Origin of the sequence: Alteromonas sp. Cnat3-28, assembly GCF_022348265.1 — a bacterium.
Classification (GTDB): domain Bacteria; phylum Pseudomonadota; class Gammaproteobacteria; order Enterobacterales; family Alteromonadaceae; genus Alteromonas; species Alteromonas macleodii.
In genome coordinates, this window is sequence record NZ_JAKREY010000001.1 from 214,678 (window position 1) to 229,125 (window position 14,448).

Annotated in this window: 14 protein-coding genes; 6 read left to right on the forward strand and 8 right to left on the reverse strand. The window is 43.6% G+C overall.

Annotated elements, in window-relative coordinates:
• The first annotated feature begins 29 nt into the window (after positions 1–29).
• Complete coding sequence (locus tag MHM87_RS00975) at positions 30–248, forward strand: DUF1414 domain-containing protein (protein WP_069944332.1); 219 nt, start codon at positions 30–32, stop codon at positions 246–248.
• 8 nt (positions 249–256) lie between these two features.
• A complete protein-coding gene (locus MHM87_RS00980) occupies positions 257–1,783 on the forward strand; it encodes a DUF3413 domain-containing protein (protein ID WP_239257532.1) in 1,527 nt (508 codons plus the stop codon).
• Positions 1,784–2,318: 535 nt separating this feature from the next.
• Here MHM87_RS00980 and MHM87_RS00985 read toward each other — a convergent pair.
• The 3 genes from MHM87_RS00985 to MHM87_RS00995 form a co-directional block, all read right to left on the reverse strand.
• Positions 2,319–3,167 carry a putative RNA methyltransferase gene (locus tag MHM87_RS00985; protein WP_239257533.1) on the reverse strand — a complete coding sequence of 283 codons (849 nt, stop codon included), beginning with the start codon at positions 3,165–3,167 and terminating at the stop codon, positions 2,319–2,321.
• A 136-nt stretch (positions 3,168–3,303) separates the two neighbouring features.
• Positions 3,304–4,434, reverse strand: a complete 1,131-nt coding sequence (locus tag MHM87_RS00990; protein ID WP_239257534.1) for an enoyl-CoA hydratase/isomerase family protein — start codon at positions 4,432–4,434, stop codon at positions 3,304–3,306.
• A 59-nt stretch (positions 4,435–4,493) separates the two neighbouring features.
• Positions 4,494–5,648, reverse strand: a complete 1,155-nt coding sequence (locus MHM87_RS00995; protein ID WP_039227752.1) for an acyl-CoA dehydrogenase family protein — start codon at positions 5,646–5,648, stop codon at positions 4,494–4,496.
• Positions 5,649–5,906: 258 nt separating this feature from the next.
• Between MHM87_RS00995 and MHM87_RS01000 the strand changes: the two genes are divergently transcribed.
• Positions 5,907–7,490 carry a response regulator gene (locus MHM87_RS01000; RefSeq protein WP_343213309.1) on the forward strand — a complete coding sequence of 528 codons (1,584 nt, stop codon included), beginning with the start codon at positions 5,907–5,909 and terminating at the stop codon, positions 7,488–7,490.
• A gap of 145 nt (positions 7,491–7,635) precedes the next feature.
• Here the strand turns inward: MHM87_RS01000 and MHM87_RS01005 are convergent, their stop codons facing one another.
• A complete protein-coding gene (locus MHM87_RS01005; RefSeq protein WP_239257536.1) occupies positions 7,636–8,511 on the reverse strand; it encodes an NAD(P)-dependent oxidoreductase in 876 nt (291 codons plus the stop codon).
• An 88-nt stretch (positions 8,512–8,599) separates the two neighbouring features.
• Between MHM87_RS01005 and MHM87_RS01010 the strand changes: the two genes are divergently transcribed.
• Positions 8,600–9,085 carry a glutathione peroxidase gene (locus MHM87_RS01010; RefSeq protein ID WP_061094989.1) on the forward strand — a complete coding sequence of 162 codons (486 nt, stop codon included), beginning with the start codon at positions 8,600–8,602 and terminating at the stop codon, positions 9,083–9,085.
• Between the two features lie 174 nt (positions 9,086–9,259).
• Positions 9,260–10,300, forward strand: a complete 1,041-nt coding sequence (locus MHM87_RS01015; RefSeq protein ID WP_061094988.1) for a 2-hydroxyacid dehydrogenase — start codon at positions 9,260–9,262, stop codon at positions 10,298–10,300.
• A 93-nt stretch (positions 10,301–10,393) separates the two neighbouring features.
• Here the strand turns inward: MHM87_RS01015 and MHM87_RS01020 are convergent, their stop codons facing one another.
• Positions 10,394–11,140 carry a methyltransferase gene (locus MHM87_RS01020; RefSeq protein WP_239257537.1) on the reverse strand — a complete coding sequence of 249 codons (747 nt, stop codon included), beginning with the start codon at positions 11,138–11,140 and terminating at the stop codon, positions 10,394–10,396.
• 15 nt (positions 11,141–11,155) lie between these two features.
• Positions 11,156–11,917, reverse strand: a complete 762-nt coding sequence (locus MHM87_RS01025; protein ID WP_343213308.1) for a Nif3-like dinuclear metal center hexameric protein — start codon at positions 11,915–11,917, stop codon at positions 11,156–11,158.
• Between the two features lie 230 nt (positions 11,918–12,147).
• Between MHM87_RS01025 and MHM87_RS01030 the strand changes: the two genes are divergently transcribed.
• Positions 12,148–12,495 carry a hypothetical protein gene (locus tag MHM87_RS01030; protein ID WP_014976552.1) on the forward strand — a complete coding sequence of 116 codons (348 nt, stop codon included), beginning with the start codon at positions 12,148–12,150 and terminating at the stop codon, positions 12,493–12,495.
• 175 nt (positions 12,496–12,670) lie between these two features.
• Here MHM87_RS01030 and MHM87_RS01035 read toward each other — a convergent pair whose 3' ends face one another.
• Both MHM87_RS01035 and sohB read right to left on the reverse strand, forming a co-directional pair.
• Positions 12,671–13,294, reverse strand: coding sequence for a TetR/AcrR family transcriptional regulator (locus MHM87_RS01035; RefSeq protein WP_014949468.1), 624 nt, complete (start codon positions 13,292–13,294; stop codon positions 12,671–12,673).
• 101 nt (positions 13,295–13,395) lie between these two features.
• A complete protein-coding gene (gene sohB / locus MHM87_RS01040; RefSeq protein WP_039227763.1) occupies positions 13,396–14,442 on the reverse strand; it encodes a protease SohB in 1,047 nt (348 codons plus the stop codon).
• Positions 14,443–14,448: the final 6 nt, after the last annotated feature.

The window sequence follows — 14,448 nt, forward strand, 5'->3', positions numbered from 1 at the left end:
CAAAGAAATCATAAAAAAGAGGCGTAGCAATGCCCCAACAGAGCCGCTATAGCAACGACGAATTCGAAACGCTAATGAATAACGTTATTCTAACCCTTGAAGAAGGCGGTGCAAACCGCGATCTTTCACTTATGGTGTTAGGAAATGTCATTACGCACATTTTAAATACTCAGGTAGCCCCTGAAAATCGCGAAGCCATGGCAGCGCAGTTTGCCGACGTACTCAAGAAAAGCGTTAAAAATAGCTAAGGGATTGCATGATACTTGCCGAATCACCTCGTCGCCAGCGTGTTACTAAACTGGTAAATTGGGGGCATTGGTTTGCCTTGGCGAACATTATCATCGCCATAGTTATTGCCTCGATTTTTGTTTTCTCATCACCTATGCCTGGCACAGGTGTCGGCACCTTGTATCTTCTAGCCAACTGGTTCGGTCATATTGGTTTTATGACCTTTTTTGGCTTTGTCATTTTTATTCTCCCTCTTTGCTATTTGGTTAACAACCCCAGAGTCATAAAGGTCAGCGCGTCTATTATTGCAGCTGTGGGGCTAGCGCTCTTGGCTTTCGATGCGTTGCTATTTAATCGCACAGGCTTCCATATTAGCTTTCACGCAGCTGACTTACTGCGCAGTGAAGCTCAGTCAACAATGGCGATAGAAAGCTGGCAACAGTGGGCATTTTTATTTCTTCTATTTATCGTTTGGCTTGGCTTCCAGCTGGTCTTAGCCAATGCAATCTGGAAGCGTGTTGAACGCTTCACTCGCCATAAAGTGGGCATCCCTGTTACTACATTTTTTGTCAGCTGTTTTGTTACCAGTCACGCTATACACGTGTGGGCTGATGCCAAGTTGTATCAACCTATCATCAAGCAGGACAACATGTTTCCGCTTTCTTATCCTGCGACTGCTAAAACAACGATGTCGCGTTATGGCTTGCTTGACTTAGCGGCTTATGAAGAACGAAAACAACTTCAGTTCAACCCTGATATTCACAATATTACTTACCCAGCCGAGCCGGTTTATTGTTCTATTGAAACTAATAGAAACTTAACCGTGGTTGTCCAGACTGATAACGAACAGGCGGTGGACTTAAGTAACATTAAGCGCAACACCTTAAACAAAGTAGCCAATTACTATTCGACGGCCAGTAGCATAGAAGGCTTAATGACTACTACGCTATTTGGTGTTCCCGAAATATACCAAGACGCTTTATCTCAAAAGCGTCCGGTGTTATTAGCGCTTCCATTGGGGTCTGGCATGCCGGTCTCTATTCACAGCGATGAAGCGTTGCCGTTGCCTCAATTAGCGGGCTATTTGCAACCGCTGAGCAACAACCATGATGGTTTGCATATTGCGTTTATGAAGAGTGCTGATATCGAAAGCTATGTAAAAAACACGTTAGCGCGCAAACACGATGTGATTGTTGCAACTGGCTTTGGTAGCGAAAGTGGCAAAGGCACGCTGTACAGTACCCTTAAACTGAATGCTAGCTTAGCCAGCACGGAAGATTTAGCGCCTACCATTTTAGGAGCATTGGGATGTAACGCCCCTGCTACGTTTTATTCTACTGGCCAAAGCTTACTTTCTCCTTCAAGACCATGGCTAGTTAGCACCTCTGGTGAACGCATTGTTGTGTTCCATGACAATAAGCGTACTGACGTACTTAGTAATGGCAGCTATGAAATAAGCGACATGGCGACCGGCAAGCGCAGTAAAGAAGCGCTAAATGTCGATTTATTAAGTCAGGCTATTAAACACCTATCACGATTCTCAACACAGAATTAAAATTCTGGCGGCAGACTAAGGAAAGTCTGCCGCTAAGCGCTTCGGTGTTAAGTACAACCACCCAAAATAGGTTACGCATAACCACTCATCTAATTGTTTTACATATATAATCCAGAAAACCAGCACTTTACGAAACACCAGCCCAAACGGGTTCTCGCAACACACTGTGTTAAGGACGCAAACTAATAAAGACTATAGTTTTAGGCCATCTAGCTAGAGGCGTGAATGTCTACCCACCATTGAATCCGATGGGTAATCCACTTTATACCAATCCGCAAAGATAATTGCCCACTCAGAAGGCGCTGGCAAGTTTCCTAGCGAAGCGTGGGAATGCAGGAATGGCTGTTTCCTTTCAAATTCTCAGAATGAAGCTAGGAAGCTTGCCAGACCTTCCCGAAGGGCGAGTTTAAAATGTCCGTACACTTTGTTGTGTTACCTCGATGTAGAACCACTATACCTGCGGTAACACGCCGCGATTACGAACATTTTAACTCTCGCTGAGTGGGTAATGATCTATGCGGACTGGTATTAGATATTACTGTGGTGTTTTTTGCCATAGCTGAATATGGAAGTCTGCGGTTACGCTTTTCAACGTTTCAACAATCTCATCGATTTTGCCGTTTGGCAGTTTCCAGTAAAACGGCGTCATTTTGATAAGTGCCAGCGCATGTTCTTCGCTTTCGAAATGGATAGGAAAGGAAAAACACTCATTGTAAACCCGTGTAAGCCCATCTCGTTCTTGGTTGTCGATTTCATGCTGTCTTGGATTGTCGTACACCTGCTGTTTAAGCTCAAACAGGTGTTCAGGCGCTGGATCGACCGTCACTAAAAGGCCATTGTTTTTAAGAGCCCTCACATATTCTTCATTACTCCCAGGTGCGAAAACTTGAATCATCACGTCTTGCGAGTTACCGCTTAGGGGTAAATCGAAACTGCTAGCAACAACGAACTGTGCTTGTTTGTACGCTTTAGCTGCCAGCTCTACTGCGATTTTGGCGATATCGCTACCTGCTCCTTCAACCTTTAAGCCACTCGCTGAAAGTCCTTGTACCATCGCATCCAAGTAACTCCCCTCACCACAACCCGCGTCATAAACCTTTATGGCATTCTTTGATGCTTCTTCATTGGCTGCCGTTTCATTTAGTACCTTTTTCACCAGCGTCACTAATTTATCTTTCAACGGCTTATAGGCATTTAATTGGTGGAATTCCCTTCTGGCTCTCACCATTGCTTTGTCGTCACCCGGAAGTTTCGATTTTTTAAATTGAACGGGCAAAAGGTTAACGTAACCAGATTTCGCTCTATCGAAGGTATGGTTGTTTTCGCAGCGAATAGGCGTTGTATGTAATGAGATAGGAAGTTTACAAAGTGGGCAGTGCCACATGACAGGTTCTTTTTACTGAGAATTTGCCGTAAAGGATATCAAACCCGACACCTTTACGGCAATAAGCGTAACAACATCACACGCCGAGTTAATAGTAATACTGGGCGCTTTCGTGCTTATTTGGAGAACTTTTACACTACAGCTTTGCCAATGGATGTTGCTCTTCAGCCCATGGAGAAGTGAAGAAATGTGCTATTGCGCTTTGCGGCACTTCATCTACTGTTTTGTATTTCCACTGTGGTGACATGTCTTTATCAATCAAAAGCGCTCTTACACCCTCTTGGAACTCACCACTTTCTCCACATCGACAGGACATATCAGCTTCCATTCTAAAACAGTCAGCCAACGTCATATTCGCACCTTTCTTACATTGCTCGAACACCAAATGCATAGTGATAGGAGAACCTTTGGCTAGAGTGCTTTGCGCTCTCTGTAACCACTTATTCTCACTCATGTCTGCGTTAAGAATGGCATGAACTACGTCGGTAACATTGTCAGCCGAACACAAGTCATTAATAAGTGCCATATTCGGCTCAACGTTGCCATTGGGAAGTTCTTCTGGCGTTTTCATTGTGTCGATAATGTGCGAAACACTAGAAGCCAAACTTTCGCTGTCGGTCTTTTCCCACGTGTATTCTACGAGGGTATTAAGCAAAGTGTCTTTTTCTGTACTCGCCAGCAAACTGTCTGCAAGCCCTACAAAGCAAGCATCGGAGCCATTCATTTGGCCGCCTGTTAAACCTAGGAAGAGACCGGCTTTTCCTGGTAAGCGAGGTAGAAAATAGCTTCCGCCTACGTCCGGGTACAAACCTATCGTAATTTCCGGCATAGCAAGACGAGAGGTTTCGGTTACTATTCGATGGCTTGCACCGCATAGAAGCCCCATGCCACCGCCCATAACAATTCCACTGCCCCATACAACAATGGGCTTACTGTAATTGTGAATAGTATAATCTAGCGTGTACTCAGTTTTGAAAAATGTTTCTAAGAAAGCTGGAATTTGCCCATTAGCTTCCACCATCGATTTGTACATAGACACTATGTCACCACCGGCGCAAAATGCCTTCTCGCCAGCAGCATCGATCACAACAGCTACGATATCGTTGCGAGACTGCCATCGCTGAAGAGCGTCAAGCATGATGCCAGCCATTTCCAAATCCAATGCATTTAATGCCTTTGGCTTGTTAAGCGTTAAACGGCCTATTGTGTAGTCGTTGCTAGACGTATTGATTTCATCAACAATGACTACCGATTCCACATCTGTCATTTTCACTCCTTCCCATAATCCATTAAATCGTGCCCGAATTAGTTCGTTAGCGAAGTGTACTACAGTACACTTCTCTCATCTGACAGCAAACGTCTACCAATGATAACGCGCATAATTTCATTGGTGCCTTCCAATATTTGATGTACGCGAACATCTCTGAAGTGACGCTCCAACGGATATTCTTTGATATAACCGTACCCGCCGTGTAGCTGAAGGGCATCGTTACATACATTGAAGCCAACATCTGTCGCGAACCTTTTCGCCATAGCGCAATAGGTGGTTTTGTCTGGGTCGTTATTATCCAGCTTACAAGCCGCCATACGTACCATTTGTCTCGCTGCAACAAGTTCAGTAGCCATATCAGCTAATTTAAACTGTAATGCCTGGAAACCTGCAATAGGTTTACCAAACTGCTCACGTTCATTCATGTAGTCACGCGCAACGTTTAGCGCCTGCTGTGCAGTTCCTACCGAGCAAGTTGCAATATTAATTCGGCCGCCATCAAGCCCTTGCATGGCCATTTTAAAGCCTTGTCCTTCCTCGCCAAGTAACCAACTAGCATCTAATTTCACGTTATCGAACGTGATCATACGAGTGGGCTGTGCATTCCACCCCATTTTTTCTTCGGCTTTACCGTACTCAATCCCGTCGGCATTAGCCGGAACCGCGAATGCAGATACGCCCTTAGGACCATCTTCCCCTGTACGCGCCATTACAACAAGAACATCCGTACTGCCAGCACCAGAGATAAACACCTTAGACCCGTTAAGGACATACCCACCGTCAGCTTTCGTCGCCTTTGTTTTTAGCGACGCTGCATCAGAACCAGCGCCAGGCTCGGTTAGGCAATATGATGCCAGCTTGTCACCGGTTACCAGTTGGTCACACCACATATCTTTAACTTCACTGGTGCCCCAAGTGGCAATCATCCACGTTGCCATGTTATGTATGGTTAACATAGCTGTAGTCGTGGTACATCCCATTGAAAGCTGCTCGAAGATTATGGAGGAATCGAGCCTGGATAAACCCAGCCCACCTGCACTCTCAGGCGCATACAATCCACAGAAGCCTAATTCACCCGCTTTCTTTATTGCTTCTACTGGGAAGTGATGTTCTCTATCCCACATAGCGGCGTTAGGTGCTAGCTCTTGCTGAGCGAATTGACGGGCGGTGTCTTCAAAGGCTAACTGGTCATCGGTTAATTCAAAATTCATTAGGCATACCCTCAATTGATTTGCTTTTGAACTACAATAACCAATACTTACCCCTTACGTAAACGTAAAGGTAAATTTTTATTTAAAAACATTGAGGGTTAACGTAAATATTTTGTGACGAGAAATGCTGTTTCTTTATAGACTCCAGCACGAAGCAGAAAAAAGTTATCCTTTTTAATAATGCACTTTTATCTCGCCGCTATAAGCTAGGTTGATGTAAGTAAACCTTGTTTGGTCGCCGTGGAATTCAGAATAGCTATAGTAGAAGACAATGCTACTGCTCGGACTGCGCTTCGAGGACATTTAATGTCAATTGCTAACTTATCGGTAAGTAGCTTTGCATCTGGTGTAGAACTGAAAGCGGCACTTAAAAAGCAAAACTTTGAACTCCTGTTAATGGACTATCACCTAGGTCAAGGCAAAACAGGCGTGGAATGGATCCAGAGTTTAAGAGAGGCAGGCTTTATAAGACCTAGCACAGGCATTATTTTCTTAACGTCTGATCGCTCACCGCAAATTATTGGCCGTATAATGGATTTACAGCCTGACGTTTTGCTTATTAAGCCATACACCATTGCTTCACTAACCCGCCAAATTAACCATTACTTAAGTTATCGAGACTTTGTTAAAAACGTATTGCACGCGCTGGATAACAAACAACTTGACCGAGCAATTAGTGTCGTTAGAGCTAAGATCACCGAAGGCATTCCTCCTCGGCTTGTTGCTGAAATTAGAAAGCTTTATGCCCGTCTTCTTTTCGAGAATGGTGATTTGCAACGAGCGTTGAGTATTTATGACGACGTGTTAACCCGCTCTGACAAAGTTCTTTGGGCACAATGGGGAAAAGTAAAGTGCCAGTACGCTTCGGGTCAATGGCCACATTGTAAAAGCCATTTGAGCCAAATGGTTAACTCTAGCTTGGCTCGCGACAAGGCATTTGAATGGCTTGCATCCATATCATTTGAACAAGACTCCTACGATCAAGTAGAAAAATACTTAAATGAAATTAAGTTTAGTGAATTAAGCCTACCAGCTGCAAAGTTAAAAACCATTGCCTATCAAAAGCAGGACAAGGTTGTAGAAGCCATCGATCTCTTACAGAAGAAACGGGCTATGCATCGCAGTGCAAAAGACAGGTTCAATGACTTTACGTTTGAGCTCGCTGAGTTCTATTTGTTTCTTGCAGAAGAGTCGCCTGAAACCAATAGAAAAGAAAGCTTGTCTCAGGCTAGAAAATTAGTAGGCATTGCCGGAAGAAGTCAGGGCGACCCGCAGACTTTACAAAAAAGAGACTACCTTCTGGCTTTCTCGGCTGTGCTGGACGGCGACTTAGAAAAAGCAGCACATTTGCTTGAAAGCGACTACGTCGACAACTACCTTCGCACTGAGCCGTCTATCCTCGTTATTGCCGCAAAAGTACATCACGGTCTTGGAGATGAACGCAAAGCTGGTGAGTTACTCTTGATGGCTAAGCGCAAAAACGCAGAGTTACAAGCTATTTCAGAACAGGTTATGAATGACGAGCTGATTTTTTCGGGTGGTGAAAGGTTAGGTTTAAATCACGAACAGGCCATTTCTATAAACGAGGCCGGCACACAACTCTTTATCGAAGGCTTATTCAACAAGGCAATGAGGCATTTTTATGACGCTTTCCAACTCTCCCCCGATACCGCAGCATTTGGCTTAAACCTTCTTCAGTGCATGATTGAGTCAGACACAGGTGTTTACCGAAAATTTAACGTCAGACAGCTACTCGACAAGATAATGTCACTCCCCTTGAATGACGTTAACAAGGCCCGTTTGGAACAGCTTACGCTATCGGCTCACGAACAGGCGCTGTAATGTTTAATTAGCAAATGACTAAAGTAACATCCATAACCTGCGTTGTGGATAACAACTCACCGCTTCCAGAACGCCACTGTTTTTCGCTGTTTAGTACATTTTATTGTAAACCAGCGGGCCTTTTATTCTTGTTAGTCTGTTAGCGTTATTTTAGTCGGGTAAGCAAACTCGATGTATCCCAACGGCCGCCACCAAGCTTTTGAACATCTGCATAATATTGATCAACAAGTGCCGTAAGCGCCAAAGTCGAGCCGTTCTTACGCGCTTCATCCAATGCAATGCTTAAGTCTTTACGCATCCAATCAACAGCAAAACCAAAATCAAAGCTGTTATTTAGCATAGTGCTGGCTCTGTTTTCCATCTGCCACGACTGAGCTGCGCCTTTGCTAATAACATCGACAACCGCATTACAATCAAGCCCAGCACGCTGGCCAAAATGCAATGCTTCGGCCAAGCCCTGTACGATGCCGGCAATACAAATCTGATTCATCATTTTTGCTAGTTGACCGCTGCCACTCTTACCGAGTAGCTGACTGTGTCGTGCATAATGTGCCATTACCGGCTCAACCGTGCTGTATACGTCTTCATCGCCGCCCACCATAATGGTCAGCTGCCCGTTCTCAGCCCCAGCCTGGCCACCAGAAACCGGTGCATCCAAGAAGCCAACTTGCTTATCTTGGCAGCTTTTATATAGTTCTCTGGCAATATCTGCTGATGCAGTCGTATGATCGACCAGCACACTGCCCGTCTTCATCACTGCTAACGCCTGTGTGCCCACATCTCTTACATCATTGTCGTTACCCACACACATAAATACGATGTCAGCGCCTTCACACGCCTGCGCAACAGTATTGCTAGCACTGACTTTAGCGTCGCCAGTGTTATAGGTTGTTAGCCAATCCTGTGCCTTTTGAGAGGTACGATTATAAACAGTGACCGAATAGCCAGCTTTTCTCAAGTGCCCTGCCATAGGATAGCCCATTACACCCAAGCCCAAAAAACTCACTTTCAAATTACTCATACAAAATATACTCTAGATACTTAACAAAGATGGTTGGATTACCTAAGAGTAACAGACTTAACAACAACAAAAATATAGGAAAATAATTTTGGCGCTCTATGAACACGCTATTACGTTGAACAACGGTGAACAAACTACCCTTGAACAATACAAGGGTAAGGTATTACTTATTGTTAATACGGCAAGCAAATGTGGCTTTACTCCTCAATATGAAGGACTAGAGTCGCTCTATAAAAAATACAACGATAAGGGCTTTGAAATTTTAGGGTTTCCCTGCGATCAGTTCGGACATCAAGAGCCAGGTAGCGACGAAGATATTGCGCAATTTTGTAGCCTTAATTTTGGCGTTTCATTCCCATTATTTAAGAAAACAAATGTAAATGGTCCAGATGCCAATCCGCTCTTTGAGGAATTGAAAAACGAAGCCCCCGGTCTTCTTGGCACAAAACGTATAAAATGGAACTTCACTAAGTTCTTAGTTAATGCTCAAGGCAAGGTGCTAAAACGTTATGCACCTACTGTAAAACCAGAAGCCATTGAGAAAGACATCGCTAAGCTTTTATCAGCGAATTAGTACGCATTGCAGTTTAGATAGCCGCCGGCATGGCGGCAGTGAACGAGCGTTTTGAAATATACCTAATGCGTTAGTGCTCAATACATCCCGCTAGATTTATTGATCTACATCTATGTAGTTTGAATGTGAATGTGGTAATTTTTTGCCGTCTAAGTGACTTAACTGGGTACTAAAATGAATACCTCTGCACGTAAAAAAGCGCACGATAACCTCAGCGACCAACAACACAAAAACATCGCTTTTTTTAGTACTCGCTCTTATGAACACGCTCTGTTTTCTGAATTGCTGGAAACATTAAACGGTGCTAGTGACAAAACCATCAATGCCACATTTTTTGAACACCCACTGAACGCTTCAACCGCAGCGAGTTGCAGTGGATTCAGCGATGTTGTTGTGTTTGTAAATGACGACATTAATAGGAAAACCATTGAAGTTCTAAAACACTGTGGGGTTAAACATATTGCGCTTCGCTGCGCTGGCTTCAACAATGTTGATGTGGATGCAGCAGCAAAGGCAGGTATCACTGTAAGCCGCGTACCCGCTTATAGCCCTGAAACCGTAGCTGAACATACAATTGCGCTAATCCTTACGTTGAACCGAAAAACACATAAAGCATACAACCGAGTACGCGAAGGCAACTTCAATCTTGGAGGATTGATGGGCTTTACGCTTCACGGTAAAACCGTAGGGGTAATTGGCACAGGAAAGATTGGACAAGCGGTTATTCGCATACTATTGGGGTTTGGATGTCATGTGCTTTGCTTCGATCCGCATCCAAATAGTGATGTAACCGCAATGGGAGCCCATTATGTAACGCTAAATGAACTACTTGAAAAAAGCGTTATAGTTACCCTGCACTGCCCGCTCAACGAACAGAGTCATCATATAATCAATGCTAAGCGTATTGATAAAATGCCTCAAGGCGTCATGCTAATTAATACGTCAAGAGGCGGGCTCGTCGATGACAATGCCATCATTAAAGGGCTTAAGTCGAAAAAAATTGGATATCTAGGGCTAGATGTCTACGAAAGAGAATCCGAACTGTTTTTTAACGATCATTCACAAGACATAATTCAGGATGATATTTTTCAGCGCTTAACTACGTTTCCGAACGTTTTAATAACGGGCCACCAAGGGTTCTTCACGCTCGAAGCCTTAGAGGAAATCGCAAAAATCACGGTCAATAATATTATGACGGGTGAGAACGCGCTCTAAGGCGTCACTACAACTATCTACGTATTAGCGCGCTCATAACCCTATGTAGTCCGCCACGTAAAAATCCAACAAACTCTTTTTTACTGGCTTTTTCTATTTCTCTTTTTCTAGAATCAGCTGAAAATATTTTCCTAACCAAAGGTAAGGCGCTTGCCTATGATACTGCCGCTCTAGCGCAAGTAAGTCATCAAATTTGCTGCTTTGATGGGTTATATCTCGCATGTAATCATGGAAACAACGAATGCCTGCTTTTTCGATAATTTTGAAACCCAATGATTCACAATGTTCAACCACGCGGGTTGCACTTAACGGCTGTTTTGGATTCAGTCTAACTTGCTTTTTAACTTTCATCCCTTTCGCGATGTAATCAAAATTGCCGTAGATAGCATTGGCAAACAAATTCGCATCTTGGTTGAAAAAGCTTAGGCTTAAACGGGACCCTGGCTTCATGTTTTTATACATAAAGTCGATAGCATCAAAGGGCGCATCCAGCCACTCTAAAACCGCATGACAAATCACTAAATCAAAACTGTCTAAATCCTCAATCTGCTGCAAATATTGATGCCTAATTGTAATATTTGGTGCATCTGCAAGCAGTGTCTCAGCTTGTTTAAGTACATCCCTCGATGCGTCAGTTAACACAACAGAATGCCCTTTAGAAGCAATATGCGCTGTCATAACACCTGTACCCCCGCCTATTTCAATAGCGCGAACAGGCGTGGTTAAATAAGGCTCGAGAACATCACATAATAAGGTGTGCCTGAGCTTTCCCTTAGTAGTGCCATATATATTGCTTGAGAATTTTTCTGCAATACCATCGAAAATACGATCGTTATTCATATACTACAGTCATCGCTAAGCAGGATTGTCAATATCAATAAACTCGACAGGCACGTCGAATTGCTGCCCAATGTGCTCTCCTAAGGATTTCACACCGTAGCGTTCAGTAGCATGATGACCAGCAGCAAAAAAAGTTATCCCCATTTCCCTTGCCGTGTGTACAGTTTGTTCAGACACTTCTCCGGTAATAAATGCATCGACGCCCAGTTCAACCGCTTGTTCGATGAACCCTTGTCCACCTCCCGTGCACCAAGCAAGCTTCGATATAGGTTTTGATACAGGCCCCTCAATCAGCACGTCTCTCCCCAGCAACTTCTGTAATTTAACCTGTAACGCTGACCCTTCAATTTCTCCTTCAAAATTTCCGTGCATAACAACGCCAACAGGCTTCACACCGCTCACCGCACTTATATTTTGAATGCCTAATAGCGATGCAAGTTGTCGGTTGTTGCCAAATTCAGGGTGTACATCCAGTGGAAGGTGATAAGCAAACAAATTGATATCATTTGACAGTAGCGCTTGAAGGCGGCGCTTTTTCATGCCCGCAATCACTTGTGACTCACCTTTCCAAAAATAACCATGGTGAACAATTAGCGCATCTGCCTTAGCTTCTATGGCGGCATCAACGAGTGCTTGTGACGCAGTTACACCGGTAACTATCTTCTCAATTTTACTTGCGCCCTCTACCTGTAATCCATTGGGGCAATAATCACTGATCTCGCTAACCCTTAACATTCCATCAAGATAATTTTGTAGTTCTAGGCGGGTAATAGACACAAGTCCTCCGGTTGAAAGTTAGACAAATTGTTCAAAAAACGTTATAAAAAGACGCGAACGTTTAGCATTATACCTGTAATTAGACAATTATGAGTGGTGAGTAGATCCAATTTTAGTTTTGCGACACTTGCTGGCTTGGTCGTTACGCTGGGCGAGTTTTTCTCAGCGTTATAGCAATTACATACGTCGCATAGCGTTCGTCATCTTAACAAAATAAAGAGCAAAAAAGCATGGCAAACTTAGACAAAGACGAAGTGGTAGCAGCATTTACCGAAGCTTATAAAAAGGCGAACGGCAAAGCACCATCTATTGAGAGCAAAAGTGGTTGGTACAGTGTAGATGGCGGTAAGAACGTCCGTTTAGCACAGCTTCAAGAGATGACAGCGTCGTTAGCTTCTGGCTCTTCTGACGCCACGAGTGAAAGCGAAGAGAAAAAAGCGCCAAAGAAAGAGGCAAAAGCCGCAGCGAAACCAGCGAAGAAAAAGGCACCTTCATCCAAAAAGTCAGGATTTTCGGTAAAGGATTTCTGGGCAGAAAAGCTCAATGCAGAGGCGCCTGGCGCAACCCTTCCTCGATAATTTTGCATAACCTGATTTAATATCTAGTTTAGCTACTGGTGTAAAAACTCAATAAATGTCGCATACCGTAAGTGTCGTTGAGGCACTTATGTTATGTGGCCCCTTCACTATTTATTATGAAATAATAATAGCTTACCACTCTTTCTCAACTGAGTGTTTAACGAGCGCGCTTGAATTATTTGCCTGCTAGCCCTTGGGCTACGAATGGAACTAGGTGCTGGATAACTTCTTTTATATCGACATGCTTGTGAAAGTCAGACTCAGCTATTTCTGTTAGCGCTTGGCTCGACGCCATTGAAAATACAAAACTTCCCATCGCAAAATGCAAGCGCCAGAATAGTTCTTCCTCAGGTAAATCAGGAAGACAACGCCTTATAGCGTCGACAAGTGCACGGATACAATCACCGTAATCATTCATTAAGAACTTACGCAAATGCCCCTGAGTTTCGTTGTAGCCACGTCCTAGCAACTTAACAAACGTAGAAGTACCCTGCTCTGAAATGGTGTTGAGGTTAAGCATAGGAGGGATCAACGAATACAAGAGTTGCTCAACGCCCTTCGCACCTTCCATAGGTGTCAAAGACGCCAAGCAAGACTCTACCTGCGGCATTAGGTGATCAAAGTACCTTTTAAACACGGCTTGAATTAAATTCTTCTTACTGCCGAAGTGATAGTTCACCGACGCCAAATTCACTTCTGCTCTGGCAGTAATCTCGCGCATGGATGTTTGAGTAAACCCGCTTTGAGAAAATAAGTACTCTGCCGCATCTAATATATCGGTTTTAGTATGCCGTGCCATATTCTTTTTATTATCTTTTTGTAGGTTAAAAATTTAACGTACGTCTGTGTTAACAATCGTTTTATCGGTCCTGAATTATCAACACAGACAAATTGTCGCTATTAAAACCAGTGACGCGCTTTGCTCATTGATTTCATAAACACGCGCTCAACAACATTTGCTGCAGACATCCCCAGTTTCTCTGCTACATTTTTCTTCACAGCATACTTAACACTAAATATTTCGCGTGCGGGATAATGAGAAAGAATATAGTCATCTGAGGTTGTGATGTCGTCAATTAAGCCAAGCGACTTAGCTTTAATACCTGGCCAATACTCGCCTGTGGCGACTTTATCGATGTCCATATCTGGACGCTGGCTTTGAACGAAGTCTTTGAACAGTACATGAATCTCTTCTATTTCTTCTTTAAATTTCGCGCGGCCTTCATCGTTGTTCTCACCAAATACGGTTAGAGTACGCTTGAATTCACCAGCGGTGTGTTGTTCAAACTCAATATCATTTTTCTTCAATAGTTTATTGAAGTTAGGCAACTGAGCTAAAACGCCTATGCTGCCAATGTAAGCAAATTGAGACGCCAGTAATTTATCTGCAACACAAGCCATCATGTAACCACCGCTTGCCGCCACTTTATCTACCGCAATCGTTAGTTTAAGACCCTTTTCCTTGATACGCTGAAGTTGAGACGCTGCAAGTCCATAGCCGTGTACAACACCCCCACCACTTTCAAGTCGAACCAAGACTTCGTCTTCTTTATTCGCTACACATAAGATAGCGGTAATTTCTTCTCGTAAGTGTTCCACTTCATTGGCGTCCATCGAACCTTTAAAGTCGATGACATAAAGACGGGACTTCTCAGACTCTTCGCCCTGTTCTGTGATTTTGGCTTTGTTTTTTGCTTTATTTTTAGCTTTCGCTTCTTTTTTCTGTTCCTTGGCTAATTTCTTTAACGCATTTTTATCTAACAGAACCTGTTTCGCGTAATTTGTAATGTCTTTCAACTGCTCAGAAATAGACACGATCTCAAGTTGCCCTTTCCCATGCTTTTGCTTACTCGCTAAGCCAACAATGGTAGATACAACCACAATAAAAGCGATTACTAGCGTTACTGCCTTGGCAACAAACAAACCGTACTCGTACAAAAACTCCAAACTTTA

Excerpts from the sequence above, each read along its gene's own strand:
- MHM87_RS00975 (WP_069944332.1), top strand. The coding sequence starts at position 30 with ATGCCCCAACAGAGCCGCTATAGCAACGACGAATTCGAAACGCTAATG.
- MHM87_RS00980 (WP_239257532.1), top strand. The coding sequence starts at position 257 with ATGATACTTGCCGAATCACCTCGTCGCCAGCGTGTTACTAAACTGGTA.
- MHM87_RS00985 (WP_239257533.1), bottom strand. The coding sequence starts at position 3,167 with ATGTGGCACTGCCCACTTTGTAAACTTCCTATCTCATTACATACAACG.
- MHM87_RS00990 (WP_239257534.1), bottom strand. The coding sequence starts at position 4,434 with ATGACAGATGTGGAATCGGTAGTCATTGTTGATGAAATCAATACGTCT.
- MHM87_RS00995 (WP_039227752.1), bottom strand. The coding sequence starts at position 5,648 with ATGAATTTTGAATTAACCGATGACCAGTTAGCCTTTGAAGACACCGCC.
- MHM87_RS01005 (WP_239257536.1), bottom strand. The coding sequence starts at position 8,511 with ATGAGTAATTTGAAAGTGAGTTTTTTGGGCTTGGGTGTAATGGGCTAT.
- MHM87_RS01015 (WP_061094988.1), top strand. The coding sequence starts at position 9,260 with ATGAATACCTCTGCACGTAAAAAAGCGCACGATAACCTCAGCGACCAA.
- MHM87_RS01020 (WP_239257537.1), bottom strand. The coding sequence starts at position 11,140 with ATGAATAACGATCGTATTTTCGATGGTATTGCAGAAAAATTCTCAAGC.
- MHM87_RS01030 (WP_014976552.1), top strand. The coding sequence starts at position 12,148 with ATGGCAAACTTAGACAAAGACGAAGTGGTAGCAGCATTTACCGAAGCT.
- MHM87_RS01035 (WP_014949468.1), bottom strand. The coding sequence starts at position 13,294 with ATGGCACGGCATACTAAAACCGATATATTAGATGCGGCAGAGTACTTA.